At 61.8% G+C, this 26,578-nt stretch carries 26 protein-coding genes; 13 read left to right on the top strand and 13 right to left on the bottom strand.

The genetic code is table 11. The annotated features are described in order from the left end of the window. Nucleotides 1-183 precede the first annotated feature (183 nt). The 4 genes from dctP to AOG28_RS07990 all read right to left on the bottom strand — a co-directional run bounded on the left by dctP (nt 184) and on the right by AOG28_RS07990 (nt 3,815). Complete coding sequence (gene dctP, locus AOG28_RS08005) at nt 184-1,212, bottom strand: TRAP transporter substrate-binding protein DctP (protein ID WP_054555987.1); 1,029 nt, start codon at nt 1,210-1,212, stop codon at nt 184-186. Between the two features lie 358 nt (nt 1,213-1,570). Further along, entirely contained in the window at nt 1,571-2,446 is an 876-nt protein-coding gene (locus AOG28_RS08000; RefSeq protein WP_054555986.1) for an MBL fold metallo-hydrolase, read from the bottom strand. A gap of 94 nt (nt 2,447-2,540) precedes the next feature. Beyond that, nucleotides 2,541-3,509, bottom strand: coding sequence for a LysR family transcriptional regulator (locus tag AOG28_RS07995; RefSeq protein WP_235506989.1), 969 nt, complete (start codon nt 3,507-3,509; stop codon nt 2,541-2,543). A gap of 114 nt (nt 3,510-3,623) precedes the next feature. After that, a complete protein-coding gene (locus AOG28_RS07990; RefSeq protein ID WP_043332127.1) occupies nt 3,624-3,815 on the bottom strand; it encodes a hypothetical protein in 192 nt (63 codons plus the stop codon). 132 nt (nt 3,816-3,947) lie between these two features. On the opposite strand from AOG28_RS07990, the gene AOG28_RS07985 reads away from it, so the two are divergent. Continuing rightward, the gene (locus AOG28_RS07985) at nt 3,948-4,841 is read left to right on the top strand and encodes a LysR family transcriptional regulator (RefSeq protein ID WP_054555985.1); all 894 of its coding nucleotides are present in this window, start codon (nt 3,948-3,950) and stop codon (nt 4,839-4,841) included. Nucleotides 4,842-5,025: 184 nt separating this feature from the next. Here AOG28_RS07985 and AOG28_RS18180 read toward each other — a convergent pair whose 3' ends face one another. Further along, nucleotides 5,026-5,595, bottom strand: coding sequence for a hypothetical protein (locus AOG28_RS18180; protein WP_152965368.1), 570 nt, complete (start codon nt 5,593-5,595; stop codon nt 5,026-5,028). A gap of 189 nt (nt 5,596-5,784) precedes the next feature. On the opposite strand from AOG28_RS18180, the gene AOG28_RS07980 reads away from it, so the two are divergent. The 6 genes from AOG28_RS07980 to AOG28_RS07955 all read left to right on the top strand — a co-directional run bounded on the left by AOG28_RS07980 (nt 5,785) and on the right by AOG28_RS07955 (nt 12,075). Next, entirely contained in the window at nt 5,785-6,585 is an 801-nt protein-coding gene (locus AOG28_RS07980; RefSeq protein ID WP_054555984.1) for a putative hydro-lyase, read from the top strand. Between the two features lie 178 nt (nt 6,586-6,763). Then, nucleotides 6,764-7,810: a TRAP transporter substrate-binding protein gene (locus AOG28_RS07975; protein WP_152965367.1), complete on the top strand. Its 1,047-nt coding sequence runs from the start codon at nt 6,764-6,766 to the stop codon at nt 7,808-7,810. A 193-nt stretch (nt 7,811-8,003) separates the two neighbouring features. After that, the gene (locus tag AOG28_RS07970; RefSeq protein WP_054555982.1) at nt 8,004-8,609 is read left to right on the top strand and encodes a TRAP transporter small permease subunit; all 606 of its coding nucleotides are present in this window, start codon (nt 8,004-8,006) and stop codon (nt 8,607-8,609) included. Next, complete coding sequence (locus tag AOG28_RS07965; protein ID WP_054555981.1) at nt 8,609-9,889, top strand: TRAP transporter large permease; 1,281 nt, start codon at nt 8,609-8,611, stop codon at nt 9,887-9,889. The genes AOG28_RS07970 and AOG28_RS07965 overlap by 1 nt, the downstream gene beginning before the upstream one ends. A gap of 114 nt (nt 9,890-10,003) precedes the next feature. After that, entirely contained in the window at nt 10,004-10,687 is a 684-nt protein-coding gene (locus tag AOG28_RS07960; protein WP_054555980.1) for a DUF2848 domain-containing protein, read from the top strand. Further along, nucleotides 10,684-12,075 (top strand): amidase family protein, encoded by a 1,392-nt coding sequence (locus AOG28_RS07955; RefSeq protein WP_054555979.1) that lies wholly within the window; start codon nt 10,684-10,686, stop codon nt 12,073-12,075. Before AOG28_RS07960 ends, AOG28_RS07955 begins: the two co-directional genes overlap by 4 nt. 99 nt (nt 12,076-12,174) lie before the next feature. Here AOG28_RS07955 and AOG28_RS07950 read toward each other — a convergent pair whose 3' ends face one another. The 7 genes from AOG28_RS07950 to AOG28_RS07920 all read right to left on the bottom strand — a co-directional run bounded on the left by AOG28_RS07950 (nt 12,175) and on the right by AOG28_RS07920 (nt 18,018). Beyond that, on the bottom strand, nt 12,175-12,603 hold the full coding sequence (locus AOG28_RS07950) for an RcnB family protein (protein ID WP_054555978.1): 429 nt from the start codon (nt 12,601-12,603) through the stop codon (nt 12,175-12,177). A gap of 391 nt (nt 12,604-12,994) precedes the next feature. Next, nucleotides 12,995-13,432: an RcnB family protein gene (locus tag AOG28_RS07945; RefSeq protein WP_054555977.1), complete on the bottom strand. Its 438-nt coding sequence runs from the start codon at nt 13,430-13,432 to the stop codon at nt 12,995-12,997. Nucleotides 13,433-13,667: 235 nt separating this feature from the next. After that, complete coding sequence (locus AOG28_RS07940; RefSeq protein ID WP_054555976.1) at nt 13,668-14,063, bottom strand: VOC family protein; 396 nt, start codon at nt 14,061-14,063, stop codon at nt 13,668-13,670. 157 nt (nt 14,064-14,220) lie between these two features. Beyond that, nucleotides 14,221-15,234: a zinc-binding alcohol dehydrogenase family protein gene (locus AOG28_RS07935; RefSeq protein ID WP_054555975.1), complete on the bottom strand. Its 1,014-nt coding sequence runs from the start codon at nt 15,232-15,234 to the stop codon at nt 14,221-14,223. Between the two features lie 336 nt (nt 15,235-15,570). Continuing rightward, a complete protein-coding gene (locus tag AOG28_RS07930; protein WP_054555974.1) occupies nt 15,571-16,737 on the bottom strand; it encodes an L-dopachrome tautomerase-related protein in 1,167 nt (388 codons plus the stop codon). Between the two features lie 166 nt (nt 16,738-16,903). Further along, a complete protein-coding gene (locus tag AOG28_RS07925; RefSeq protein ID WP_054555973.1) occupies nt 16,904-17,632 on the bottom strand; it encodes a glycine betaine ABC transporter substrate-binding protein in 729 nt (242 codons plus the stop codon). Nucleotides 17,633-17,727: 95 nt separating this feature from the next. After that, the gene (locus AOG28_RS07920; RefSeq protein ID WP_054555972.1) at nt 17,728-18,018 is read right to left on the bottom strand and encodes a putative quinol monooxygenase; all 291 of its coding nucleotides are present in this window, start codon (nt 18,016-18,018) and stop codon (nt 17,728-17,730) included. Nucleotides 18,019-18,140: 122 nt separating this feature from the next. Between AOG28_RS07920 and AOG28_RS07915 the strand changes: the two genes are divergently transcribed. Then, nucleotides 18,141-19,043: a LysR family transcriptional regulator gene (locus AOG28_RS07915; RefSeq protein WP_054555971.1), complete on the top strand. Its 903-nt coding sequence runs from the start codon at nt 18,141-18,143 to the stop codon at nt 19,041-19,043. Nucleotides 19,044-19,134: 91 nt separating this feature from the next. On the opposite strand, the gene AOG28_RS07910 is transcribed toward AOG28_RS07915, so the two are convergent. Next, entirely contained in the window at nt 19,135-19,479 is a 345-nt protein-coding gene (locus AOG28_RS07910) for a hypothetical protein (RefSeq protein ID WP_152965366.1), read from the bottom strand. Between the two features lie 453 nt (nt 19,480-19,932). On the opposite strand from AOG28_RS07910, the gene purU reads away from it, so the two are divergent. The 5 genes from purU (at nt 19,933) to AOG28_RS07885 (ending at nt 26,578) form a co-directional block, all read left to right on the top strand. Next, entirely contained in the window at nt 19,933-20,811 is an 879-nt protein-coding gene (gene purU, locus AOG28_RS07905) for a formyltetrahydrofolate deformylase (protein WP_054555969.1), read from the top strand. A gap of 107 nt (nt 20,812-20,918) precedes the next feature. Beyond that, nucleotides 20,919-21,866, top strand: coding sequence for a bifunctional methylenetetrahydrofolate dehydrogenase/methenyltetrahydrofolate cyclohydrolase FolD (folD, locus tag AOG28_RS07900; protein WP_054555968.1), 948 nt, complete (start codon nt 20,919-20,921; stop codon nt 21,864-21,866). 38 nt (nt 21,867-21,904) lie between these two features. Beyond that, a complete protein-coding gene (locus AOG28_RS07895; protein WP_054555967.1) occupies nt 21,905-23,146 on the top strand; it encodes an FAD-dependent oxidoreductase in 1,242 nt (413 codons plus the stop codon). 115 nt (nt 23,147-23,261) lie between these two features. Beyond that, a complete protein-coding gene (locus AOG28_RS07890) occupies nt 23,262-23,573 on the top strand; it encodes a sarcosine oxidase subunit delta (protein WP_054555966.1) in 312 nt (103 codons plus the stop codon). Beyond that, the gene (locus AOG28_RS07885) at nt 23,570-26,578 is read left to right on the top strand and encodes a 2Fe-2S iron-sulfur cluster-binding protein (protein WP_235506988.1); all 3,009 of its coding nucleotides are present in this window, start codon (nt 23,570-23,572) and stop codon (nt 26,576-26,578) included. Before AOG28_RS07890 ends, AOG28_RS07885 begins: the two co-directional genes overlap by 4 nt.

Raw genomic sequence — 26,578 nt, 5'->3', positions numbered from 1 at the left:
TCCACCAGCAAGGAGGGAAATTCAGAGCCTCGATGCCCGGACTGTCATTGCCCGGGCACCGGGTACCGCAGCGGGATGCTCGCTGATGCTTGAGCGTCACTCGCCCTACACCGAGTCAGCGTGTCAGGTCATCGCAACAGACCATCGCGACAAGCCATCTCGAAAGACCATCGCAACAGACCATCACGAGGACAGGCCGGCATCCTTCATGGCGGTATCGATCAGCTCTGGCGCGATGTCCTGGCTCTTGAGCCACTCGAGATAGGCCGGCTGGCCCTTGCTGCGAAATGCCTCGAGATCAGCTTCGCTCGGGCGGATCACTTGCATGCCCTGCTCTTCCAGCGAGGCGATGCGTGATTCGACCTGGCTCTGGTTGTCCTGACGGGCCTGGGCATTGGCTTCCTGAACCGCCTCGAGAAGTGCCGTGCGCTCCTCATCCGACAGGCTCTCGAGCAACTGACCATTGGCGACCAGGAACTGATCGGAATACTGGATGTTGGCCAGTGTCAGGTACTTCTGCACTTCCTGCAGACTGCCCAGCAGGATGTACATCGGCGGGTTCATCTGACCATCCGCCACCCCCGTGCGCAGCGCCATGTAGACCTCCGTCCACGGAATCGGCGTGCCCGAGGCGCCGAAGGCCTCGTAGAGCGCTACCTGGCTTGGGTCCATCGCGCGAAAACGCAGGCCTTCGAAATCATCAGGGCTGGTGATCGGGCGCTTGTCGTTGGTGAAGGCCAGAAAGCCCCCTTCCTCCACGACGGCCAGAATCTCGGCGCCATTGGTGCGCTCGCTGAACAGCTGCTGCACTTGCTGCCAGTACTGCCCCTCATCGAAGAAACGGCGCGCCTCATCAAAGCCGTCGAACATGAACGGCGTCGCGCTGACATAGACTTCCGGCACGATGGGAGCCATGCCTGCGAAGGAGGCGATGTTCAGGTTCGGGGCGCTGATCACCTGCTCCATGCGCTCCTGCTCCTCGCCCAGCATGCTGTTGGGATAGAGCTTGAGTTCCAACTCGCCATCGGTCTTCTCTTCCACCAGGGTCTTCAGATTGCTGGCAAAGACATGCACCGCGTTCTTGTCGGCATCCGGTGCACCGTTGTAGCTGAGGTTGATGGTCTGGGCCTGCACGCTGGCCGCCAGCAGGCTGAGCGCCAGAGTGGAACCGGTAAGCGTCTTGCGCAGCAGAGATGTCTTGGACAAGGACATGTGGATTCCCTTTTGTTGTTGTAAATATTCGTTGTATGCGGCGGGAGTGACGCCGCCTTTGTCAGTGTGGCCCTGCGGCCAGTCAAGGTGAGGGACTTTCGCCTTCACACCTCGAAAGTAGCGTTGCCGCTGTAGACTAATCAATCGCCTGAGTGTTGTTTTTTCGTCCACACCCGCCGGACCGGACCGGCACAACTCTGCCTTGACGTTCCCACAGACGCCAATGGCCCCGAAAACCGAAGCTTTCGGGGCCATTTCAACGACACGGCGAGGCCGTGTTGAACGAAGCAGTACTGAATGAAGCAGTACTGAATGAAGCAGTGCTGAATGAAGCAGTGCTGAACGCGGCGCTACATCGTCAGTGGGTATGCTCTTCCTTGAGATCACTGCGCCAGCCCATGCCGGACTCTTCCATCAGGCGCTCATGCACGCCCTCGATATTGAGGCCGACCCACTCCACATACTGAGCCAGATCACTGTACTCGGAGAGATCGACCTCCTGCTGAATCTGCTCCAGTGACTTGCCGGCGAGAATGCCGTCCGTCACCTGGGAATACAGCGATTCAAGATACGCCAGATAACGTTCGACATCCGCGTGGTCACCCACCTCGGCATGCCCGCCAACGAAGGTATCGAAGTCGTATTCCAGCACTTCACGCGTCGAGTTGATCATGCCCTGGATATCGTAACTCCAGAGTTTCTGCCACGGCATACGCCCGATGACGATCCAGTCCACCACGAACATCGTGGCATGATCCTGGAAGTACATGCTGATCGAACCGCGCCCGTCATTCGGGCCGTGATAACGCAGCTGGACTTCCTTGCCGCCCAGTCGCAAGGTCATTTCATCATCGAAGACCAGATCCGGCTGTACGGTCTGCGCCTTGGTATTGGCGATGTCCTGAGCCGCCAGCCGGTGCGCGATAAAGGTGGTATCCGGCGTGTCGAAGACCTCTCCGCCATAGATGTGATCGCTGTGGTTGTGGCTATACACCACATAACGCACCGGCGTGTCGAAGCGCTGCTTGATCTCGTTGTTCAACCAGGTCGCCGCGGCGTGATTCATCGGGTCCGTCACCAGCGCGCCGTGATCGGTGATCATGAATACTGAGCGATGCCTGTCATCAATGAAGCGATAGAGCCCTTCTCCGAGAGGTTCTATCTCATAGGCCTGGGCCTGCAGACTGAAAGGAAGCGCTGCCAGCGCCAGTGCTTTCTTGAGGGGGCTCAGCATCGGAGGAAGTCCTCGTATCAGAAATTGTTGTCATGAGATATCACCCTGCCCAACTTCTGATACGAGACTCCCGAATGACTGGACGCAACAATTATCACTTGCCCAGCAGGCGTGGCGCATCCGCGGTAAAGAATCGCAGGCCCTGCTGAAGATGGGTGACGCAGGCCTCGACGGCGACGGTCATCTCGCGCCCACGCCGCGTACACATCTGCGCACGGGTCGTCGCCAGCGCGGAGTGCTGCATCGGCAGCAGGCAGATATCACCGCGCCGCAGCTCCTCCACCACGCTCAACTCCGGCATGAAGGTCACGCCGATTCCCGAACGCACGAAATTCTTGAGCACCGACACGGAATTGGTGCGCAACTGCGCGCGCAGCGAGACCCGCTCCTGCTGCGCCGCCTGATTGACCATCTGACGCATGCCGGTGCATTCATCGATCAACGCCAGCGGCCATTGCGCCACCTGCGAAAGCGTCAACGGCTCTGCGATCTCGAGTAGCGGATGCTCCGCCGGCACGATCAGATCCAGCGGCTGGCAGGTCTCCACATGACAACAAAGAATCGGATCGACAGGCGGGGCATAGAGCAGCGCGATATCCACCTCGAAGTCGCGCAACAGCTCAGTCGCCTCATTCACCCCCGCCATGCGCACCACGACCTCGATGCCGGGATGACGTGCCATGAAGCTCTGCAACGGCAGCGAGATCAGGTCGGCAATGAAGCCTTCGCCCACCGCGATTCTCACCTCACCACTGCGCAGGCCCTGCAAGGCGCTCAGCTGCGAGAGCGCTGCCGCCTCCGCCGCCTGCTGACGATGAAAGTGATCCAGCAGCAACACCCCGGCCTGGGTGGCGCGCATGCCCGTCTCGCTGCGCTCGCACAACGCGACACCCACCTCTTCTTCCAGCTGCTTGATCTGGCGACTCACCGCTGAAGGGTCGAGATTCAGATGTCGCGCCGCGCGCCGCAGTGAGCCCCGGCGGATGATTTCATTCAGCGCCGTCAGCGCCTTGGGATTGAGCATGGAGACAGTACCCGCCAGCAGCAGTGGAGGAAGAGGCAAGACTCGGATCACGCAGGATATCCTTGCAGACCGAGCGACTCCAGAGGCCCATATCGGGAAGCGATCGACAACGAAAAAGGAGCCGCATGAGCGGCTCCTTCTGGTTCGACATGATCAGCAGTTACCTTTCTTGGCCTGCCCCGGCGGGCAGAAGTCACCGCCTCCCCGCTTGTGGTCATGGTGTCCATCACCGATCTCGATGATTGGCTCGGCATCGATCCGCGCCGGTGTATAACTGCACCCTGCCACGAAAAGGGCACTCAGCATCACCAGGCTGACAACTCGCACGCTAGACTTCATCATCATTCCATTTCATGAAAATACGCATTTCTCGATGCTCCATATCGTACCGGAATGTACGCCATCGAGAACGCAATTTCTCAACGAGTGGTAATGTGAGCCTCAAGCTTGCGGCATCAATCACGACAGGATCTGGCCATGTTCGATTTCAAGGAAGTGGAAGCCTTCGTGTGGATCACGCGCCTGGGGTCGTTCCGGCTGGCCGCCCAGCACCTGCATCTGACCCAGCCCTCGATTTCCGAACGCATCAACAAGCTGGAAACCACGCTGGAGACCCGCCTGCTGGAGCGCACTCGCCGACCGGTACAGCCGACGCTCAAGGGGCGCGAATTCTATCGCCACGCCGAGGCACTGCTGGAAGCGCGCCAGAAAGCGCTATCCATGATGGAGTTGAATACGCCCTTCCAGGGCGTGCTGCGACTGGGCGTCGTCGAGACCGTCGCGCATAGCTGGCTGCCCGGTTTTCTGGCCGAACTGGCGCGCCGCTATCCGGACCTCACGTTGGAACTCGAGGTCGACAGCTCCCCGGGACTTGCCGCCATGCTTACCGCCGGCGATATCGACCTCGCCTTCTTGATGGGGCCGGTGACGGCAGAGAGCGTGCTCAATCGTTTTCTCTGCAACTACACGATGGGCTTCGTGATCAGCCCCGCGCTGGGCTTTACCGAAGACAACTTCTCGTTGCGGCGCCTGAATTCTCTGCCGCTGATCTCGTTTGCCCGCAACAGTCGGCCCCACCATGAACTTGGCTCCATGCTCCATCAGATGGGGCTGGATGACGTGAAGCTGCATTGCTCAAGCTCCTTGTGGACCATCGTGCGCATGACCCTGGATGGCCTGGGCGTCGGCGCCATCCCGCCACGTATCGTCGCCGAAGAAATCCGCCAGGGCACCCTGCTCAGCCTGCCCTGCGACCTGCCCGAGCTGACCTTCACCGCCTCTTGGCCGACCCATATGGAAAGCGCCCTCGCCGAAGGGGTGTGTGAACTGGCCATCGAGATCGCTAGGCAGGATCAGGAGGCGCATAAGTGAAATTTCATGAGTGCAGCCGATAAAGCTCCTATCTATTACAAAATATCATTCATACTAAGTTTTTTTACACATGGTGACACGCGTACATACCAATAACTCTACAGGGGAAAGCATGTCATTATAATCAAGCCCTAGATAAAACCTCCTATAAATCTAGCGATAGGATGCTTAGCAATAACAAAAACTACTTAGCAGTATTGCATAGCTGTCTTCTAACCATAATCTTCATCTGTTCAACAGCATCATTGAAATCTGATCGAGTGTACATCACACTTTCTTTAACTTCTTCCAAGCCATTAGAATCAAGATCTTCTGTTTCAATCCTCGCTGCACATAGATAAAACTCTTCTCTCGCTTTTTCTAGTTTGTTCATAAACTCTGCTGCATCTTCCAAATAAATGTCGCAAAGAGATTGTAATTCGTACAAAGGTGATGGTTCATAAGCGAGTCTTTCATCTTTTATAAAATTGCGCATTATTTCCTGATTGTTGTTTTGTGTTACTACATCATAAAATCTATCATATAATTTTCCTTTCTCGTGTATGACTTTATCAACATAGCCATATATTGCTTCTAATTTCCCTCTCTTCTCGATAGCTATACCAGCATGAAGAGCCGCTTTATAACCACCAGTTGCACCAACCTTAGCGCCTAACCAAGCTCCACCAAATGTTGCCGCTGCTCCGATTGCTACTGCCCACCAATCTGTCGATTGCTCAATCACAAACGGATAGCTATTTAAAAAATATTCCATGTGCAACTCCAAAGAACCTAACAGTAGCAAGAAAAATAATCTTGAAGATTATAACTGAAGAGATAGTAGCACCCACACCACATGAAAGGAATTTCCGATGGCTTGACTCGATAAAAATCGATTGGATTTATCCGGGTGTGGTTCTTATGGTGAAGACAGACAACAACAACTTCACAAGAAGCCCCCACGATGCCCCAGACACTTCTCAGTGCCGCGTCGTCCCCCCGCGAGGCGCGCGAGCAGATCCGCAGCGGTCATTGGGCCAGCCACACCAGCGGTATCGCTGCCGGCTACGCCCAGACCAACCTGATCATCCTGCCAGCCGAGGCTGCCGGCGAATTCCTGCAATTCTGCCAGGCCAATCCCAAGGCCTGCCCGTTGCTGGATGTCACGGCCGTCGGTTCTCCCGTCCCGACAGGGCTCGGTGAGAACATCGACCTGCGCCACGACCTGCCGGCCTATCACATCTACCGTCACGGCAAGCGTGAGGAAACGCGCGAGGATATCGCCGCCCTGTGGCAGGACGATTTCGTGGCGTTTTCCATCGGCTGCTCGTTCTCGTTCGAAGAGGCGCTGCTCAACGAGGGTGTCGAGGTTCGCCATGCGCGCCTGAAGCACAACGTGCCGATGTATCGCACCAATATCCCGCTGATCAGTGCCGGTCGTTTCCACGGCAACCTGGTGGTATCCCTTCGTCCGATGTCGGCGGCGCACGCCATTCGCGCGATCCAGATCACCACCGACATGCCTCGTGTGCACGGTGCCCCCGTCCATCTGGGCGACCCCGCCTTGATCGGTATTTCCGATATCGAAAGCCCCGACTTCGGCGATACGCCTACGCTTGAGACAAGCGACCTGCCGGTGTTCTGGGCCTGTGGCGTCACGCCACAACTGGCGCTGGAGAATGCCCGACTGCCATTGGCGATCGCGCATAGCCCGGGCCACATGCTGATTACCGACATTCCCAATCATCGTCTCAAGTACGGATGACCTGCTGCCAGGCGTGCTGCCGGGCGTAAGAGAAATCCGCACTCATCACGCCCGGTGCAGTGCAGGGACGCACCGCGAATCGAAACACAGCACAGCAGCGGAAAAGACACACCCCGCAAAGATGTAGCCAACAAGCTTTTCCGATAACACCAGATGCACAACAACAATGGTGATTCCCATGAAGACACGTTTTGCCCTCTCCGCCCTTGGGCTCGCACTCGCCGCCGCCGGTAGCGCCAATGCTGCCGATACCCTCAACGTGGTAGGCAGCTGGAGCAGCCTGGAGCTCAACCGTCAGTTCGAGAAGCCGTTCTGGAGCGAGACCCTCCCGGCCGCCAGCAGCGGTGAGCTCAGCACTCAGGTGACCACCTTCGATCAGATGGGTATTCCCGGCTCTGACGTCTATCGCTATCTGGGCGATGGTGTCTTCGATGTCGGCATGACCGTGGCCGACTACACCGTGTCCGATGCGCCGGAACTCGAAGGGCTGGATCTGCCGATGATGGCCCCCACTGCCGAGGAAGCGCAGCAGGTCGCCGAGGCTTTCCGCCCCCTGGCGGAGTCCACCATGAACAAGCGCTTCAACAGCCACGTACTGGCGATCGTGCCGTATCCGGCTCAGGTGCTGTTCTGCAACACCCCGATCGATGGGCTCGATGACCTGCAGGACAAGAAGGTGCGTGCCAGCGGCCGCTCCACCGGTGAGTTCATCGAGGCGCTGGGCGCACAGAGTCTCAACATCGCCTTCAACGAGGTGCCCGGCTCCCTGGAGCGTGGCGTCATCGACTGCGCCGTCACCGGTTCGCTCTCCGGCTACAGCGCCGGCTGGCACGAAGTCTCCAGCCACCTGATGCCGCTGCCGCTGGGCGGCTGGGATTACGTGATCACCGCCATCAATCAGGACAAGTGGCAGAGCCTGGGTGCCGAGACCCAGACCCTGATCCAGCAGCAGGTGGATAGCGAGTTCACCGCGCCGGTGTGGGAAAACGCGCGTGGCGAGACCGCGCGTGGCGTGGCCTGCCTGACCGGCGAAGGCGATTGCCCGCTGGGCAAGAGCGCCGACATGACGCTGGTCGACTTCAGCGACGACGACGCCAAACGTGCTCGTGCGGCGCTCGAAGACACCGTCCTGCCTGCCTGGGCGGCGCGTGTCGATGCCGAGACCCGCAAGACCTGGAACGAGAGCGTAGGCAAGGTCGTCGGCCTGACCGCTAGCGCGGAGTGATCCAACGGCACCTGTTCACCGAAGCCTGTTCGCGAGCAGGTGCCGATAGCCCCGCCCTGTCCCGACGTGGCAGACATGTTCCCCAGAGACGTAGCGCTGAACGACTCGCGCCTGTGTATTCAAGCGCAAGCTTTCAAAAGCAGACTTTCTCGAGAAAGCGGCCTTCGTTCAGCGCCCCAGCAGGACCCGACTCATGAACTCCTTCCTTCACGCACTCGATGTCCTCGTGTCGCTGACACGCGCGATATCACGCCATGCCGCACGCCTGATGGGCCTGTTGCTGCTGGCTGTCGTGGTCTTCATCGGCGCCGAAATCCTGATGCGCCAACTGTTCAATCATCCGCTGCCCGGCGTGCACGAATATGCCGGGTATGTGCTGGCGATGCTCTCGGCGTGGGGCCTTTCCCACACCCTGATGGAGCGCGCCCACATCCGTATCGATGTCGTGCACGGCAAGCTGCCGGCCTTCTCGCGCCACACCCTGGATATCCTCGCGATGCTGGCGCTGAACCTGGTGGCCTGGGTGATTCTGATCAATGCCTGGCCGGTGCTCGGCAAGTCATTGAGCAACGGTTCCACCGCCAACACCCCGCTGGCGACACCGCTGTGGATTCCGCAGCTGCTGTGGCTGTCCGGTTATGCCTGGTTCGCGATCACCACCAGCGTGCTGGGACTGCGCGTTCTCGTTGCCGCCTGTCTGCGTGATACCACCACGCTCGAGACACTGGCCGGCCCCGATCACGGAGAAAGCGAAGGGGCTCTGGCCCAGGCTGCCTCCACGACCAAGGAGACTCGCTGATGTTGGGCTTTCTTTCGGTGGGTATCCTCACCCTGCTGCTGGCCGGCATTCCCGTTGCGGTCACCCTCTTCCTGCTCGCCTTCGGGATCGACCAGTTCTATTCCTTCTTCCCGCTGACCAAGGCGCTAGGCCAGAACCTGTGGTCTGCAGCGGACTCCTTCCTGCTGATCGCGATTCCGCTGTTCGTGCTGATGGGCGAGATCATCGTGCGCGCCGGCATCGCCGAGAAGGCCTACCGCGCCATGGACCACTGGCTGTCGTGGCTGCCGGGCGGCCTGCTGCACGCCAACATCACCACCTCGGCGCTGTTCTCGGCGACCTCCGGCTCCTCGGTGGCAACGGCGGCGACGGTCTCGACCGTGGCACTCCCCCAGGGCAAGAAGCTCGGCTATGACGCCAAGCTGTTCTGCGGCAGCATCGCCGCGGGCGGCACCCTGGGCATCCTGATTCCGCCGTCGATCAACCTGATCGTCTATGGCTTCCTGACCGAGACCTCCATCCCGAAGCTGTTCATGGCCGGCCTGGTGCCGGGCCTCGGACTGGCGGCGCTGTTCATGCTGGCCTCGCTGCTGCTGTGTGTCTGGAAGCCGTCACTGGGCGGCCCGCGCCAGAGCGCCAGCTGGAGCACACGCATCAAGAGCCTGTCGTTCCTGCTGCCATTGCTGGTGCTGTTCATCGTCATCGTCGGCTCCATCTATCTGGGCTGGGCGACCCCGACCGAAGCCGCCGCCATCGGCGTGCTGGCCTCGCTGGGCCTCGCCGCCATCAACCGCTCGCTGAATCTGTCGATGATCAGCCGCGCGCTGGATGGCACCGTCAAGACCACTTCGATGATCCTGTTCATCATCATGGCAGCCTCCTTCCTCAACTTCGCGCTGGCCTCCTCCGGCATGGTCCAGCAGGTCACCGGCCTGCTCGAAGCCTATGACCTGGGACCCTTCGCGCTGCTGATGGCGGTGATCGCGTTGTTCATCGTGCTCGGTTTCTTCATCGAGACCCTGTCGCTGATGGTCATCACCATCCCCATCGTCACTCCGCTGATCGCGGCGGCCGGTTACGACAAGGTGTGGTTCGGCATCGTGATGATCCTGTTCGTCGAGCTGGCACTGATCACCCCGCCAGTCGGCCTGAACCTCTACATCGTGCAGGCCTCACGGCGTGGCGAAGCCTTCGCCGACGTCATCATCGGCACCCTGCCGTATCTGGGCGCGATGCTGGTGATGGCCGCGCTGCTGGTGGCCTTCCCGCAGATCGCGCTGTGGCTGCCTTCGGCACTGTAAAGCCGCTTTTGCCTGACACCTGCTGGCAAGCCGGCAGGTGTCATTGGCGCAACACCGTTCACTCAAGACTTCTTGCACAGAACAACGACAACCCCCGATAACGGAGCGATTCCCATGCTGACCTTTACCCATGACAACGGCGAATTCACCCTTGATGTCCAGCGCGTCGCGATTGCCGGCTGGGCCGGACGCGACCAGGCGGGCGTGCAGCACCATATCGACGAGCTCAAGCTGCTGGGCGTGGCGCCGCCCTCCCAGACACCGCTGTTCTACCGAGTGACCCGCGAGACCCTGACCCAGGCCTCACAGGTCGCGATGCTCGGCGGCGAAGGCTCCGGTGAGGTCGAGACCTGTCTGGTCAGCGACGCCGAGGGCACCCTGTGGGTGACGATCGCCTCGGACCACACCGACCGCAAGCTCGAAGCCGTCGGCGTCGCCGAATCCAAGCAGCTGTGCGCCAAGCCGATTGCCCGCCACGCCTGGAAGCTCAGTGAGGTCATCGACCACTGGGACAGCCTCGAGATCGAAAGCGAGATCGAAGACGCCGGCAAGACCGTGCGCTATCAGCAGGGCACCCTCGCCGAGCTGCTGCCGGTCGCCACCCTGATGGAGCGACTGCCGGCCGGCATCGCCAAGGACGGCAGTCTGGCCCCCAACAGCGTGCTGCTGTGCGGCACCGTGCCGGCAATCGGTGGCATCCGCCCCAGCCCGAGCTTTACCATGCGCCTAATCGACCCGCAGACCGGTCGTCGCATCGAGCACCATTATGAGGTGGAAGAACTTGAGGTGGTGGCATGAGTGATGAGAACAAGCGCCTTGAGCAGGCGCGTGAATTCTGGGCGCGCCCGCCCCGCCAGCGCACGTTGATGCAGTTGCTAGAGACCTATCAAACAGGCAGTTTCGGCCCCGAGCAGACCGCCACGGTGCTTGCCGAGCGCCATCAGGCCCTGGGCGAGAGTGCCAGCCACAGCATCATCAGCCGCGATGATGCTGGCATGAGCGTGCAGGCCGCCGCTCAGCAGCAACTCAAGGCGGCGGCGACGTCGTTACCGCTGGGGGGTGTTCCGGTCTCGATCAAGGACCTCTTCGACGAGACCGGCATGACGACGCTGGCGGGCTCGCGTGCACTGGCAGGAAGCCAACCAGCCGATCAGGACGCTGTGGCGCTGAGCCGGCTGAAAGCCGCCGGTATCCTGCATGCCGGCCGCACCAGCATGAGTGAATTCGCGTTCTCTGGCCTGGGCCTGAACCCGCATGTCGGCACGCCGCCCAACCCCTTCGACGGCGAGCGGATCACCGGCGGCTCGACCTCCGGCGGTGCCGCCTCCGTCGCCTTCGGGCTGGCAGCCGCGACCCTGGGCAGCGATACCGGCGGCTCGCTGCGGATTCCGGCGGCCTTCTGTGGCCTGACGGGCTTCAAGCCGTCACAGGCCAGCGTGCCGGGAGATGGCGCCTTCCCGCTGTCACCGAGCCTGGACTGCATCGGCCCCATCGCGCCCAGCGTCGCCTGCTGTCGCCGCCTGTGGGAAGTCCTGAGCGATGAGGTCGCTGACCCGACGCCACTCACCCGCCCGCTGACGCTGCTGGTGCCGGAGAGCGAGCTGGTCAGTGAAGTGGACGCTGATGTGGCCGCCGACTTCGCCGCCCTGCTGGAACGGCTCGAAGGGCTGGGGGTTCGCCTCCAGCGTGCGCCGGTCGAGGCCATCGAGGCCGCTTACGCCATCAATCAGCGCGGCGGGCTGGTCATTCCGGAAGCGGCCGCCGTACATCACGAACTGCTGGCCGCCCACGAAGCCCAGTATGATCCGCTGATCGCCGAACGCCTGAACGGCGGGCGCGACATCACCTCCAGCGAGTATCTGGCACGCCTGTGGCCGCGTACCGCCATCCAGCAACGCTTCGCTCAGCAGGTGCAGGATGTCGATGCGGTGCTGATGCCGACCGTTGCCATGCGTGCCCCGCGCCGTGACCTGCTGGAGCAGGATGGCGCGCTCTTCGCCCAGCTCAACAAGCGCGCGCTGCGCAACACGAGCGTCTTCAACTACCTGGATGCCAGCTCGATCTCGATTCCGGCGCCGGCACCACAGAACGACGAACCGCTGGGCCTGATGCTGTCACGCCCTCAGGGCCAGGATGTGGCGCTGCTGCGCGTCGCCCAGGCGCTGGAGACACTGCTCGCGCAATAGTGCTGTGCCGGCTTAGCTCAGCAGCGGCCGAGCGCAAAAACGCAAAAGGGGCCTCCAGATGGAGGCCCCTTTTTCATGACGCGGACAGTCTGACTGTCCTCAATGATTGAGAATGATCGCGGTAATGGCACCACCCGCCACGGCCGCCAGCACATAGCGACCATCGATGTTCAACCAGCGATGCCCCTGCGGCGGCGCAGACAGCTTGTGAGCACGCCAGTCACTCACCCAGTAACGCTTGTTGGAGTAGTAGCTGCGCGGCACATGGTCGCCGCGACGCCAGTTGTGTGACTTCTGACTTTGATGCCTGGCCTGCGCCTGATGCTTTTGCTGATTATGGCGCTGAGACTGGTCGTGACGCGTCTGCTGCTTTTTCTTCTGATGCCCGTTGCCGTGGCTGTTGTGCTGGTTGCCTTGGCTGTTGTGTTGACCGCCACGATTATCGCGGTCATTGGGCGATGCCTGCGCCAGCGACGCGGTCATCAAGGTAAAGATCATCATCATTACGGTCAGGGTGCGATTGCGCATGTCTGGCCTCCTCGTCGTACTAGGCATCAAGGGATGCCGAGGCTGTGAATCAGGGTCATGAAACGGGGTCATGAAACAGAGTTAAGAAACAGTGTTAACAAACGGTATGAGAGAACACTATCGCCTCGTGTTCGCCACGGCAAGCCAGCGCGCCAACCTCCATTTTTGCGCACAATTCGCAACGACTTGTCGCCATTTGACGCATCCTTGTTGCGCAATGACGACATCGAGAAGCAGATATTCGTAATGGCTGATATGGCAAGCCATGGCGCGTGGCAAGCATTGGTGCCTGCGCATTCCATGGTCGCAAGGGGGTGGGTGCCCCATCAGAGCGTCGCCAGATGAGGACAGCTTGCATCAGTGATAGGTAATGTCATCGCTATCCGCGGCATCACTGCTCGAGCACGATCTCATCGATGACCTGGCTTTCGGTATTCATCAGCACGAAGGCATTCTTGAGCTGCAGCCAGCGCTGGTTGGCGCCGGGTTCCGAGAGCTTGTGCTGCTGCCAGTTCTCGACCCGAAGGCCATCATCCCGGGCGACAGTGTCCGGCACCTTGCCGCCCCGCTTCCAGACATGTGCCGACGAAGCCTCTGCCACCGCTTTCTTCTCAGCCAGCTTTTCCTGGTGCTGAATCTTCTTCAATTCCCGCATCTGTTGCGCCTGAACGCGCTGCGCCTTTACCTGACCTTCCAGATCATGATGCTTCTGACGCAGACGCTCCTCGTCCTTGTCATCATTGCCATCACCCGCCGAGTCAGCCTGCACGAGGCCAGCACCCAGCAACGACAACACCAGGGTCAGTACCGCAAATGACCGCTTCGCCATGTTGGCCTCCTCGGCTGATTGCGTATGCGTGCGATGTGCTGAGTCCAGCTCAGGCCATCTTGCTGACGGCTGGACACCCTGCGTTCCAGATCGCCATTCCCTACCATCAGCTTATCGCGTCAGCGGCGCAATTTGCGGTTGGATAACGCGCGATCTACACGCTTTCCTCAAGTCTGGCAGCCACTTGGCGCCAGATATGACCTCCTAGAGCCAGATATGACCTCCAAGAGCCAGATCAGGCCACGGCGCTGCAGGGTGCGGTGGCAAAATCGAGATGCAGATGATTGCCGTCCGGATCTCGCATGTGCAGTTGCACAAGCCCGCCACCCGCGAGCGCGATACGCTGATAGTGCGTACGGGACGCCGCCAGGCGCGCCTCGAATGCCTCGATATCCGTGGCGGCAAGCGAGAAATGCTCAAGCCGGAGACTGGCATCACTGCTGATCGCTGGCAGGCAACCGATGTCGATGAGATGGATGACTGCCACTTCCCCGGCGTAAAGCCAGGCACCGGCGAAGGGGAAATCGGGACGCGGCCCGCTGTGCAGCCCCAGCACATCGCCATACCACTGGAGCATGGCACTCAGCTGTCCGGTTCGCAGGTTCACATGATCAAGGCGCTGTATGCCCATGACAGGGTTCCATCATTGTATCAGCCACTCGGCACTCACCAGCAGACAAGGTGGCTTGTGAGTGCCGGGTGGCAATGAGAGTGTCTTTCACGAAAAGGAGTGCGACCGGTTGCCCGGCCGCACTCCTTTCACATCACCGCCTCGACAGTGGCTTCGATCAGAAGCCTTCGAGGACGATCTTGCCCTTGGCCTTGCCGCTTTCCAGCAAGGCATGCGCGCGCTTGAGGTTCTCGGCGTTGATGGTGCCGAAGGTTTCCGTCGCGGTGGAGGTGATTCTGCCAGTGTCCAGCAGACCCGCCACCTTGGTGAGGATCTCGCCCTGACGCGTGATATCGGCAGTGGTGAACAGTGAGCGAGTGAACATCAGCTCCCAATGGATGGAAACGGCCTTGGGCTTGAACGGCACCACATCGAGGGTCTCCGGATCATCGATCATGCCGAAACGGCCCTGCGGAGCGATCAATTCGGCGACCTGCGGCGCGTAGTGCTCGGAGAAGTTGGTCGAGAACACGAAGGCCGGTGCACCGATGCCCAGCGCCTCGATCTGGGCCGGCAGCGGCTGGCTGTGATCGATGACGTGATGCGCGCCCAGTGACTTCACCCACTCGCGGGTCTGGGGACGTGACGCCGTGGCGATGATGGTCAGGTCGGTCAGCTCACGCAGCAGCTGGATGGTGATGGAGCCCACGCCACCGGCCCCGCCGATGATCAGGATGGCACGTGCAGCGCCCGGCACCGGCTCGGTGACACGCAGACGATCGAACAGCATCTCGAAGCCGGTCAGCGTGGTCAGCGGCAGCGCAGCCGCCTCATGGGCCGCCACGGATTTGGGCGCATGGCCGACGATGCGCTCATCCACCAGGTGGAATTCGCTGTTGGTGCCGGCGCGGGTGAGATCACCGGCATACCAGACCTTGTCGCCCGGGGCGAAGGCCGTGACCTGGTCACCGATGGCGACGACTTCACCCACGGCGTCCCATCCGATGACGGCAGCTTCGCCGGCGGCCGGCTCGCGGCTCTCACGAATCTTGTAATCCACCGGATTCACAGAAACCGCGGCAACCTTGACCAGCAGGTCGTGACCGGTGGCGACCGGTATCTCGAGTTCGATATCGACCAGGGCGTCGTCACGATCAACGGAACCGGCAGCGTAGTAACCAATGGCTTTCATCAGAGTCTCTCCTAAAGATCATGTCAGTCACGGCAGCACTGAAAGGCCGTGCCGTGATGCGATGACAGCATGTTAACTCTCTGGCCTTGGCGTAAAAACAGCCCTCACCCGCAAGGTTAATCCGGATAAAGCGGATAATGTATGGCGAGTTTGCGTGTTGCGTGCAGGGAGACGCCGACGGGTCATCGGCTTGCGATGCGAGATGCGCCGGCCAGACACAAAAACGACAACGCAGGACGGTCGTGAGACACGTCCTGCGCAGATCACAGGCTAGCGAGAAAGCCATGGCGCCAAGGCAATGAGTTGCCCGAGGACCAAGCCCCAAGGGAGCAAGGGTCAGTTGGCGGGTGTCAGCTTGAGCAGGTAGTAATGCTTGTCACTGCCATCCACACCCTGATTGAGTGCCGGGTGGGCGTTCAGCTGGTTGGTGGTGAGGTAGAGACTGCCATCCGGCGCGAAGGCGAAGCCATCCGGCCAGCGCAGACGCTCGTCATCCTGGGCGATCACCGACATGCCCTCCGGCGATGAGAAGGTCAGTGCGTTGTGCTCCGCGTCACCGGCGATGATGCCGCCGCGCTTGGCATCGAAGATGAAGCCATCATTGGGGCGCTTGGAGGCGTAAGGCGTGATGGCGCGAGCCAGTTCCGCCTCAGTGGCAGTGTCATCGGCCAGCTCAGCCGCCGGCAGGCGATAGATCTCACTGCCGTTCACGCCACCGAAATAGACGACGTCATCCGCCGGATCGAAGGCGATGGCATTCAAGCCCAGGTACCAGGGCTTCGGCTCACCATTCTTGTCGCCCTTGGCCGCCATCAGATGGCCATTGATGACCATGTCGTGTTCCACCGGCATCAGCCTTTCATCGCTCTGCAGCACGCGACGCGTCTTGCCGCTGGCGATATCCACCACCACGAAGGCCGGTTTCATGCTGGAGGCCGGCGCGGTAAAGGTCATGTCAGCGATATAGATCTTGCCGCGCTGCTCATCGATGACGAAATCCTGCAGGAAGGAGATCGGCAGCACGCTGTCACCGGCAAGCGAAATCACCTTCTTCAGCGAATCACTGCGGGTATCCCAGCCCACCAGCTTGGGCGCACTGTCCTGGCTGCCCATGTCGAGCATCCACACCACACCCTGACTGTCGGAGTGCACGCCGATGATCGAGGCGATGCCGACCTCGCCCTTTTCCGGGCCATCGGCCCAGTCCAGGTTCGGGAACGGCACACGCTTGCTGTCCTGGGTGATCTCGACCACGCGCAGCGCCGGTGCATCGAGTGGCTGCTGGGACATGATCAAGCGGCCATCCGGCGTGAAGGTAATGTTGCCGGGGCGGGTGTCCGAATATTCGGCGACGGTGGTCAGCGTGCCGTCGCGCAGGGAGGCGGCTTGCGCGTTCTGGGGGTTAACAGCCGTGCTGTCAGCGGCCGCCTGAGTGGCGCTGGCGACAGTGGCAACGCCCAGCGAGGCGATGATAATGGCTGTCTTGAGGCGAGAAAATGGCATGGGGGCTCCTTGCCCGCCGGTTGGCGCTGTGCGCCAGGCCGGCAGGGTCGATGATGATGAGATGAAGAGACTGGGCGGTGACGTGGCCATCGCCCGGGGTTTGTCGAGATCCAGGTGAGAAGACTCAGGTGCGATAAATCAGATGCGATAAATCAGGTGCGACGCATCAGGCGCGGCGACGCAGGTCGTCTTCGAGTTCGCTCAAGCGAGGATTGCCGATGTAGAGCTGGGAGAGGTCCTTGAGGGCCGCGGCGCCGATGCGCAGGCGAGCCTCCTTGCGCACCACCAGCGTGGCGTCATCCTGGGTACCCAGAAGCCCCTTGGGCTCCTTGAGGGCGCGAATCCGGTAGCGGTGATGCAGGAACTGCGGATGCCACAGCGGCACCACGACCCAACGTCCCTGCGCCACCGCCGCTTCGTAACGATCGAAGCAGTCCGCTTCGCTGCCGGTGCGGAAGACATACCCGGCGGCGTCCAGACCATATTGCTTGATCATCTCGGCCGAGAAGCGACTGATGCCGGCCCCCGGATTGATGCCCTGGATGATCAGCTCCATCTTGCTGAGCGCCGGTTCCCGCAGCAGGTCCGTGACGCTTGCCACCGCGCTTTGTGGCACGTAATCCGGCACTCCCCAGATGCAATACGGCTCATAGATGACGGCGATCTTGTCGACGTCCTCCAGCATGGGGGCCAGGTAGGTCTCATGACTCGACGGCAACCAGGCGGAGGCCAGAATGTCAACCTCCCCTCGCCCCAGCATCGCGAAGGCCTCTTCGTGGGGAGCAGAGGCGAAGGTCACCTCATGGCCGTGGCTCTCCAGAACACGCGCCACTTCCCGAGCACTGGCCTCATGGAAGGACAACGCGATATGGCCGATACGGATGGGGTCTGTCATGACTGCCTCAATTGGATTGTTGAAGGAGAAAGCGAGCAGGCCTGCATGGCCGCGGTGGTAAGCCAGGGCCCATATCCAGGGCCCAGGCCCGCCTCTCAGTCGAAGGCGGTCATTTCATGCAGGGTGAATTCGCTGACCGCGCCTTCGGTCGCTGCCACATACTCTTCCAGGTGCGGGGCCTGCATGTGCTGCTGCCAGAGTTCCCGCGAGGCCCAATTCTCATAAAAGGTGAAATGCGCCGGGTTATCGTTGTTCTGGTGCAGGGTGTAGCCAAGGCAGCCTTCCTCTGCGCGGGTGATGGGCACCAGCGCCAGAAGCGCTGTCTTGACCTGCTCGATCTGGTCAGGCTTGGCATGGATATTGGCGATGATGGTCAGCTGGGTCATGAAAGGCACTCCGTGGCGTGATCGGGAAGCTTGAGTTGCGCAAGCGATGTGGTCATCCTAGCCACAAGCCTCATCCGTATAAACATCCAACTTACGCAAAGATAATTCGGAAAAACCGTACAATGCTGCTGGATAATATCGCCCTGTTCCTGACCATCATCGAGAAAGGCAGCCTGACCGCCGCAGGACGCGAGACGGGGCTGTCGCCCACCACCGTGTCCGAGCGCCTCGCCGCGCTGGAAGGCCATTACGGGGTCGTGCTGCTCAACCGCACCACGCGCGCCATCAGCCTGACCGAAGAAGGCCGGACGCTGATGGAGGAAGCCCGCAGCCTGCTCGACAGCGTCTCGGAACTGGAGACCCGCATCCGCCTGGGCGCCCAGACCCTCACCGGCCGCATCCGCGTCAGTGCGCCCAGCGACCTGGGCCGCAATGCCCTGTCACGCGCCATCACCGAATTCCAGCATCTGCACCCCACCATCGAGATAGAACTGCTGCTGTCGGACAGCTACGTGGATATCGTCGGCCAGGGGATCGATCTTGCCCTGCGCTTCGGCACCATCATGGACAGCACGCTACGCGTGCGGCATCTGGGCCAGAAACGCCGCCTGATATGCGCCTCCCCCGCCTATCTGGCGCAGCATCCAGCACCACTGACGCCGGTGGACCTCAAGCACCACAACTGCCTGGTGATGCGATTCGGCAAGAGCCTCGACAACGAGTGGCGCTTCGGCAGTCACAAGGTGCCGCAGATCGTCACCGTCAGTGGCAACCGGATCGCCAATGACGGCGAACTGGTGCGTCAGTGGTGCCTGGAAGGATTGGGTATCGCCCTGAAATCGGAAGTCGACGTGGCGGACGACTTGCGCGAGGGTCGCCTCGTGGAGCTGCTGCCGGAGCACGCTGCTCCGCCCTCACCGCTGCAGCTGCTGTTTCCGCCGGCGCGCGCCCAGCCGCGTCGCGTGCAGGCGTTTGCCCAGCACCTGGTCGAGACCTTCAGCGAATCACTATCGCATCCGCAATAGCCTGAAACGCAAAAGCCCCCGGCAACCAAAGGCTGCGGGGAGCTTTTATCATTCGGGGCACTCAGCTGCCATCAGGCAGCGATGTCATGCCTCAGTGGCGCTCGTTCTTGAGCACGTCGGCGTAGTTCTTCTTCTGGTAACGAGACTGGGTATCGCTCGCCTTGTTGCTGGCACTGGACTTGGCTGACTTGGCCGCCTGGCTGGCGTGTGATGTCTTGGCCGATGCCTTGCTGCTTGCCGTGGCCTTGTGAGACTGGGCAGATGACTTGGCGCTGTTCTTTGACTGGGAGTACTGAGACTTGGCGCTGTCCTTGGTCTGGGAATACTGAGACTTGGCGCTGTCCTTGTGAGCCTCAAGCGTCGGATTGCCGGCCAGTGCCACGGAGGAACCGGCCATGCTGGCCACCATCAGTGCTGCGATCGTCAACTTGCGCATCGTGTCTACCTCGTCATCTTGCATGAATACCGAGTCCTGGAGGGCGTCCCTCGAGGTTTGTCATGAGCAGACACTAACGTGTTGATATTCAAGCTCGCAATTGTCGATCCCTGACATGACGATTTCTTTCACCTTATCCGAAAGTTGTAGCCATCCCGAGACGAGCGTGTCTCATCTGGCACCTGCCCCACCCTCATCCGCCTCGTGGTTTCACCCTGCGCCGCACTCCCCCAAAGCAGGAAAAATTCATCAGTGAATGATTGTCTTCATTTCATGAGTACTAACGCCGGCCGGCGCGTCAATCAGGCTTGACCCAGCGCCAGAAAAACATTGTTATTTACTTGAGAAGAAAATTAAGTCACTGACAGGAAACAACCGAGCCGCAGCCACGTCAGTGAATGACATTCTTCACATCACAACAACAATGCCTCTCTGCCGACATCGGAGCCCAGAATGCCTCACGCGACCTGTACCTCAGACGATCACTTCATTCTCACCATCAGCTGCCCGGCGACGTCCGGCATCGTGGCGGCCATCACCACCTTCCTGACCACCCATGAGTGCTACATCAGTGAGCTGGCGCAATACGATGATGAGGACAAGGGGCAGTTCTTCTTCCGCGCCCGCTTCCGCTTCAATGAAGGCGTCGAAGGCGATATCGCCCAGATGCGTCAGGCCTTCGAGGACGTGGCGGCTCCCTTCGAGATGCAATGGCAGATCCACGGTGGCCAGGACAAGATGCCGGTGCTGATCATGGTCTCCAAGTTCGACCACTGCCTGGACGACCTGCTCTATCACTACCGCAAGGGTGAGCTGGACATGCGGATCACCGCGGTGGTCTCCAATCACCTCGACCTGCGCCCGATGGTCGAGCGCGAAGGCATCCGCTTCGTCTACCTGCCGATCACCAAGGACACCAAGGCGCGCCAGGAAGCGGCCCTGATGGACATCGTCGACGAGACCGGCACTCAGCTGGTGGTGCTGGCGCGCTACATGCAGATTCTCTCCGATGAGCTGTGCCAGAAGCTGGCCGGGCGCGCCATCAACATCCACCACTCCTTCCTGCCGGGCTTCAAGGGCGCCAAGCCCTATCACCAGGCCCATGCCCGCGGGGTCAAGCTGATCGGGGCCACCGCTCACTATGTCACCGCGGATCTCGACGAAGGGCCGATCATCGATCAGGCCGTACAGCGGGTCGAACACAACTTCGCCCCGGAAGATCTGGTCGCAGCGGGCCGCAATACCGAGACCCAGGCGCTGACCAATGCCGTGCGCTATCACATCGAACACCGCGTCTTCCTCGCCAATGATCGCACCGTGATTTTCAAGTAAGGCGTCAAACAAGTCTTCAAGCAAGGCGTCACACAAGCCTTCAAACAAGCCTTCAAGACAGACCACGCGTGAATCATCGGCCGTCACCCAAGGGAGGAAGCGCAGACATGAATACCCAAGCGACACCCACCGCGAGCGCGGACGAGACACTCGCACAGCCCACCGCCGCCGTGATCGATGGCAAGGCCGCCTCGGCGCGACTGCTCAAGGAAGTCACGGCAGAGGTCGCAAGCCTCGCTCAACAGGGCGTGATACCGGGGCTTGCCGTCGTGCTGGTCGGCGAAGACCCGGCAAGCCAGGTGTATGTGCGCAACAAGCTCAAGCGCACCGTCGAGTGTGGCATGCAGTCCTTCGAGCACGTGCTGCCCAGCGAGACCCGCGAGGCCGAGCTGCTGGCGCTGGTCGCCAGACTCAATGCAGACCCCGAGGTGCATGGCATCCTCGTCCAGCTGCCGCTGCCGGCGCATATCCAGGAAGACGCAGTACTGGAGGCCATCGACCCCGCCAAGGACGTCGACGGCTTCCATCGCATGAACGTCGGGGCGCTGGTGCAGGGCGCCGATGCCCTGGCGCCCTGCACGCCCACCGGCTGCATGCGCCTGTTGCGTGACACCTTTGCCGAACGCGGCGGTGACCTTTCCGGGCTGCACGCGGTGATCATCGGCCGCTCCAACATCGTCGGCAAGCCGATGGCCAGTCTGCTATTGGCCGCCAACTGCAGCGTCACCCAGCTGCACTCGCGCAGCCAGAATCCCGCCGAACTCTGCCGCCAGGCCGATATCGTGGTCGCCGCGGTCGGGCGCCCGAACATGATCAGCGCCGACTGGATCAAGCCCGGCGCCGTGGTCATCGATGTGGGCATCAACCGCATCGCGCAGTCCGCCGAGCAAAGCCCCACCGGCAAGGCACGCACCCGCCTGGTCGGAGACGTGGACTTCGCTGCGGTCAGCGAGATCGCCGGCGCCATCACGCCTGTCCCGGGGGGCGTCGGCCCGATGACCATCGCCTGCCTGCTCGCCAACACCCTGACTGCCGCGCGTCGCCAGTCGGCCTGAACCACTAGAGGTACGTTTGCGCGTACCGGGAGTCACCGATGCCCTTTTCCCTGCTCAAGTACGGCCTGTCCTCCGAGTATCCGGCCGAAGTCGACCTCCCCCCGCCCACGGAGCTGAAGTCCCGCTACGACGTGGTCATCATCGGCGGCGGCGGGCACGGCCTGGCCACCGCCTACTATCTGGCCAAGTATCACGGCATCACCAAGATCGCCGTGCTGGAAAAGGCCTACCTGGGCAGTGGCAACACCGCGCGCAACACCGCGGTGATTCGCTCCAACTATCTGACGCCGGAAGGCGTGCGCTTCTACAGCGAATCGGTGCGCATGTTCCAGGGACTGTCCAACGAGTTCGACTACAACATCATGTACTCGGAACGCGGCCAGCTGACCCTCGCGCACACCGATTCCACCGTGCGCGCCTTCCGCCAGCGTGCCGAGGTCAACACCCATTTCGGCGGGCGCACCGAGATGCTGGATCGCCAGCAGATCCGCGAGCTGGTACCGACCCTGAATCTGGACCCCGGCCACCTGCCGGTCATGGCGGGTCTGTGGCACATCGATGGCGCCACCGCGCGGCATGATGCGGTCGCCTGGGGTTACGCCAAGGAAGCCGCCAAGCGCGGCGTCGAGATCCACCAGCTCACCGAGGTGCAGGACCTGGTGGTCGAAGGCGGCAAGATCCGCGCCGTGAAGACCAATCGCGGCACCGTGCAGTGCGGCTGCGTGGTGCAGGCGGTGGCCGGGCACAGTTCGGTACTCGCCAGCAAGGCCGGCTTCACCATGCCCATCATCAGCTACCCGCTGCAGGCGATGGTCACCCAGCCGTTCAAGCCGTTCCTCGATCCACTCGTCAGCTCCTCGGCCCTACACTGCTACGTGCAGCAGACCAGCCGTGGCGAGGTGGTGTTCGGCGGTGGCTCCGACCCCTATCCGCTCTACAACACCCGCTCGACGCTGGACCTCAAGGAAAGCCTGATCGCCGCGGCGCTGGAGATGTTCCCCTTCCTGTCCCAGGCTCGCCTGATGCGCCAATGGGCGGGCACGACCGACATGACGCCGGACTACAGCCCGATCATGGGCGAGAGCCCCGTCGAGAATTACTACCTGGATGCCGGCTGGGGCACCTGGGGCTTCAAGGCGACGCCGATCTGCGGCAAGACCATGGCCGAGCTGGTCGCCTCCGGCGGCAAGACCCCGGATTTGATCGCCCCCTTCGCACTGGAACGCTTCGCGCGCTTCCGTCAGGTCAACGAGATGGGCGCGACTGCCGCCAGCCACTGAGGCCTCGCGATGGATCGCAACGGCTCGCGACGGCTCGACCGACAAGGCTCGATGACTGCCCGGGAATGCGCACCCCACGCTGGATGTACAAGAACAACGGTCAAGGATTTCCGCGATGAAGATCATGCCCTGCCCACTCAATGGGCCCCGAAATATCAGCGAATTCGTGTATGGCGGCGAGCTTGCCGACATGCCAGACCCCGATACCTGCAGTGATCGCGAGTGGGCCGACTACGTCTTCTTCAGCGACAACACCGCCGGTGTCGTCACCGAATGGTGGATGCACGCGGCCTCCAGCTACTGGTTCCTCGCCGAGCGTCACACCGTGACCGACGAGATCCTGCGCACCTTCGACCCCTCCGAGCGCTTCACCCAGCGCGTGGAGTTCCCACTGCACACCACGGATAGCTCGGGAGAACGCGCATGAACGCCAGAGTCCCCATGACCCGAGGCGCACGCCTGCCAGCCCCGATGGGCCGACTGATCGACCGTGATACGCCCGTGACCTTCAGCTTCGACGGCAAGAGCTATCAGGGCTTTGCCGGCGACACCATCGCCAGTGCTCTGGCCGCCAATGGCCGCTGGCTGCTGTCGCGCTCCTTCAAGTATCACCGCCCGCGCGGCGCCCTGACCTTCGCCGGCCAGGATGCCAATACCCTGGTGCAGTTGCCGGATGAGCCCAACGTGCTGGGCGATGAGCGCCAGATCAGCCCGGGGCTTGAAGTCACCGCCCAGAACGTCTCTGGCAGCCTGGACAACGACCGCGACATGCGCCTGGGCAAGTTCTCGAAATTCATGCCGGTGGGCTTCTATTACCGCGCCTTCTACAAGCCCAAGGGCGTCTGGAAGTACTGGGAGCCGCTGATTCGTCGCAAGGCCGGGCTCGGCACGCTGAATCTGGACGTGCGCGGCGACTATCACGACAAGGCCTATCTGTTCCACGACGTGGTGGTGGTAGGCGCCGGCCCGGCCGGCATGACGGCCGCACTTGAGGCGGCCGAGGGCGGCGCGAGCGTGCTGCTGGTCGAACAGGGCCGCCTGCTCGGCGGTGCCTTGACCTACGCACGCTTCGATGCCGAAGGACATGAGGCCAGCCAGACGCTTGAGCGGCTCGGCGCGGCCGTCACGGCGCATCCGCGCATCGACGTGATGACCGAGGCGACCTGCAATGCCTGGTTCACCGACAACTACCTGCCGGTGATCCGCGGCAAGCGCCTCTACAAGGTGCGCGCCAAGGAGTGCATTCTCGCCAGCGGTGCCTTCGACCAGCCGGTGGTATTTCGCAACAACGACCTGCCGGGCATCATGCTCGCCAGTGCCGCCCAGCGCCTGATGCAGCACTATGGCGTGTTGCCGGGCAAGCAAGGGGTGGTGATCACCGGCAGCGATGATGGCTATCTAGCGGCGCTGGACCTGATGGAGCACGGCGTCAACATCGTCGCCCTGCTCGACATGCGCGCCCAGCCCGATGATGAAAGTCTGGCCGATGCCGTCCGTCACTGTGGCATCGCCTTGAAGCTCGAGCACGCGATCTTTGAAGCGCAGGCGGAGAAGTCGCTGCATCACGTCACGGGCGTCGAGGTACGCAGGATCGTCGCGCGCGGCGAACTGGCTGACGAAGGGGATGTGATCCCCTGTGATCTGGTCTGCATGACGGCGGGCTACATGCCGGTCTATCAGCTGGCTTGCCAGGCGGGTGCCAAGCTCTCCTATCTGGATGACGATGCACGCTTCAGCCTCAGCGGCCTGCCGGCACACCTGCACATGGCGGGCTCCGCCAATGGCCTCTATCACCTCAAGGACGTGATGGCCGATGGCCAGCGTGCCGCCAGGTCTGCACTGGCCGGGCTCGCCGCCGCAGGCAAGGTCGTGGATGTCACGCCGGAGGCGAATGAGCCGGCAGCCATCACGCCGTCACGCCCCTTCCGTCAGCATGGCTGGCCACTGTTCGCGCACCCCAAGGGCAAGGAATTCGTCGATCTGGATGAAGACCTGCAGATTCGCGACATCCTCAATGCCACCCGCCACGGCTATCGCGACATCCAGCTGGTCAAGCGCTTCTCGACGCTGGGCATGGGCCCCTCCCAGGGCCGTCATTCGGCATTGCCGGCCGCGCGTCTGGTCGCCGAAGCCACCCAGCGCACCGTCAGCGAGACCGGCGTGACCACCGCGCGTCCGCCCTTCGTGGCCGAACCGCTGCCGTTGCTGGCCGGTCGCAGTTTCGACCCCTACCGCCAGACACCGATGCATCAGCGCCATCTGGATCTGGGCGCCACCATGATGCCGGCCGGCCACTGGGCGCGCCCGGCCTTCTATGGCCGCCCGGAGGAGCGCAATGATGCCATGCAGAACGAGGCATTGGCCGTGCGCAATGGCGTGGGCCTGATCGATGTCTCGACCCTGGGGGGCATCGAGCTGCGCGGGCCGGACGCCGCCGAACTGCTCAACCGCCTCTACACCTTCGCCTTCCTCAAGCAGCCGGTGGGGCGTACGCGCTACGCCACCATGGCCAACGAGCAAGGCGTGATCATCGATGACGGCGTGTCGTGTCGCCTCGGTGAGGAACACTTCTATGTCACCGCCACCACCAGCGGCGTGGACCGGGTCTACCAGCAGATGCTGAAGTGGAATGCCCAGTGGCGGCTGGATGTCGATATCACCAACGTCACCACGGCCTGGTGCGCCGTCAATCTGGCCGGCCCCAGAGCCCGCGAGGTGCTGAGCAAGGTATGCCGCGATATCGACCTGAGCCCCCAGGCCTTCCCCTATCTGGAGCTGCGCACCGGCCACATCGAGACCGAGCTGCTGGGCACCACCGGCAGCATACCGGCACGCCTGCTGCGGGTCGGCTTCGTCGGTGAGCTGGGCTACGAGATCCATGTGCCGAGCCGTTTCGGCGAAGCGCTGTGGGACCTGCTGATGCTGGCAGGCGAGCAGGCCGACATCCGCCCCTTCGGTGTCGAGGCCCAGCGTCTGCTGCGTCTGGAGAAAGGCCATATCATCATCGGCCAGGACACCGATGGCATGAGTCATCCCGGTGAGATCGGCCTTGAGTGGGCGGTCAGCCACAAGAAGCCCTTCTGCGTCGGACGGCGGGCGATCGATATTCTTGCCGCCCAGCCCCAGACCCGCAAGCTGGTCGGCTTCATGCTGCCCAAGGACAGCCCGCAACCGCTGGAAGGTCAGCTGGTGCTCAGCGGAGGTGAACAGAGCGCAGACGCCGCCAAGCCCGGCGGCGACATCACCGGCAACGTGACCTCGTGCGAGTACAGCGCGACGCTGGGTGCCATAATCGGCCTGGCCTACGCTGGACTCGACAGCAGCACGCCCGGCAGCAAGATCACCATCCGCACGCAGGGCGACGTACTGGTCCAGGCCGACGTCGTCGCATTGCCCTTCTTCGATCCCGAGTCTGCCCGCCAGGAGCTGTGA

It is taken from the genome of Cobetia sp. UCD-24C (assembly GCF_001306765.1).
Classification (GTDB): Bacteria; Pseudomonadota; Gammaproteobacteria; order Pseudomonadales; family Halomonadaceae; genus Cobetia; species Cobetia amphilecti.
The sequence above is the reverse complement of the archived record's forward strand: the minus strand, read 5'-3'. Positions and strand labels throughout refer to the sequence as shown.

Coding starts and splice junctions, on each gene's coding strand:
- AOG28_RS07950 (WP_054555978.1), bottom strand. CDS start 12,603: ATGCGCAATCGCACCCTGACCGTAATGATGATGATCTTTACCTTGATG.
- dctP (WP_054555987.1), bottom strand. CDS start 1,212: ATGTCCTTGTCCAAGACATCTCTGCTGCGCAAGACGCTTACCGGTTCC.
- AOG28_RS07885 (WP_235506988.1), top strand. CDS start 23,570: ATGAACGCCAGAGTCCCCATGACCCGAGGCGCACGCCTGCCAGCCCCG.
- AOG28_RS07975 (WP_152965367.1), top strand. CDS start 6,764: ATGAAGACACGTTTTGCCCTCTCCGCCCTTGGGCTCGCACTCGCCGCC.
- AOG28_RS07990 (WP_043332127.1), bottom strand. CDS start 3,815: ATGATGATGAAGTCTAGCGTGCGAGTTGTCAGCCTGGTGATGCTGAGT.
- AOG28_RS07960 (WP_054555980.1), top strand. CDS start 10,004: ATGCTGACCTTTACCCATGACAACGGCGAATTCACCCTTGATGTCCAG.
- AOG28_RS07930 (WP_054555974.1), bottom strand. CDS start 16,737: ATGCCATTTTCTCGCCTCAAGACAGCCATTATCATCGCCTCGCTGGGC.
- AOG28_RS07955 (WP_054555979.1), top strand. CDS start 10,684: ATGAGTGATGAGAACAAGCGCCTTGAGCAGGCGCGTGAATTCTGGGCG.
- AOG28_RS07985 (WP_054555985.1), top strand. CDS start 3,948: ATGTTCGATTTCAAGGAAGTGGAAGCCTTCGTGTGGATCACGCGCCTG.
- AOG28_RS07970 (WP_054555982.1), top strand. CDS start 8,004: ATGAACTCCTTCCTTCACGCACTCGATGTCCTCGTGTCGCTGACACGC.
- AOG28_RS07980 (WP_054555984.1), top strand. CDS start 5,785: ATGCCCCAGACACTTCTCAGTGCCGCGTCGTCCCCCCGCGAGGCGCGC.
- AOG28_RS07915 (WP_054555971.1), top strand. CDS start 18,141: ATGCTGCTGGATAATATCGCCCTGTTCCTGACCATCATCGAGAAAGGC.
- AOG28_RS07890 (WP_054555966.1), top strand. CDS start 23,262: ATGAAGATCATGCCCTGCCCACTCAATGGGCCCCGAAATATCAGCGAA.
- AOG28_RS07910 (WP_152965366.1), bottom strand. CDS start 19,479: ATGCGCAAGTTGACGATCGCAGCACTGATGGTGGCCAGCATGGCCGGT.
- AOG28_RS07935 (WP_054555975.1), bottom strand. CDS start 15,234: ATGAAAGCCATTGGTTACTACGCTGCCGGTTCCGTTGATCGTGACGAC.
- AOG28_RS07925 (WP_054555973.1), bottom strand. CDS start 17,632: ATGACAGACCCCATCCGTATCGGCCATATCGCGTTGTCCTTCCATGAG.
- AOG28_RS08000 (WP_054555986.1), bottom strand. CDS start 2,446: ATGCTGAGCCCCCTCAAGAAAGCACTGGCGCTGGCAGCGCTTCCTTTC.
- AOG28_RS07965 (WP_054555981.1), top strand. CDS start 8,609: ATGTTGGGCTTTCTTTCGGTGGGTATCCTCACCCTGCTGCTGGCCGGC.
- AOG28_RS07895 (WP_054555967.1), top strand. CDS start 21,905: ATGCCCTTTTCCCTGCTCAAGTACGGCCTGTCCTCCGAGTATCCGGCC.
- AOG28_RS18180 (WP_152965368.1), bottom strand. CDS start 5,595: ATGGAATATTTTTTAAATAGCTATCCGTTTGTGATTGAGCAATCGACA.
- AOG28_RS07920 (WP_054555972.1), bottom strand. CDS start 18,018: ATGACCCAGCTGACCATCATCGCCAATATCCATGCCAAGCCTGACCAG.
- AOG28_RS07940 (WP_054555976.1), bottom strand. CDS start 14,063: ATGGGCATACAGCGCCTTGATCATGTGAACCTGCGAACCGGACAGCTG.
- AOG28_RS07945 (WP_054555977.1), bottom strand. CDS start 13,432: ATGGCGAAGCGGTCATTTGCGGTACTGACCCTGGTGTTGTCGTTGCTG.
- folD (WP_054555968.1), top strand. CDS start 20,919: ATGAATACCCAAGCGACACCCACCGCGAGCGCGGACGAGACACTCGCA.
- purU (WP_054555969.1), top strand. CDS start 19,933: ATGCCTCACGCGACCTGTACCTCAGACGATCACTTCATTCTCACCATC.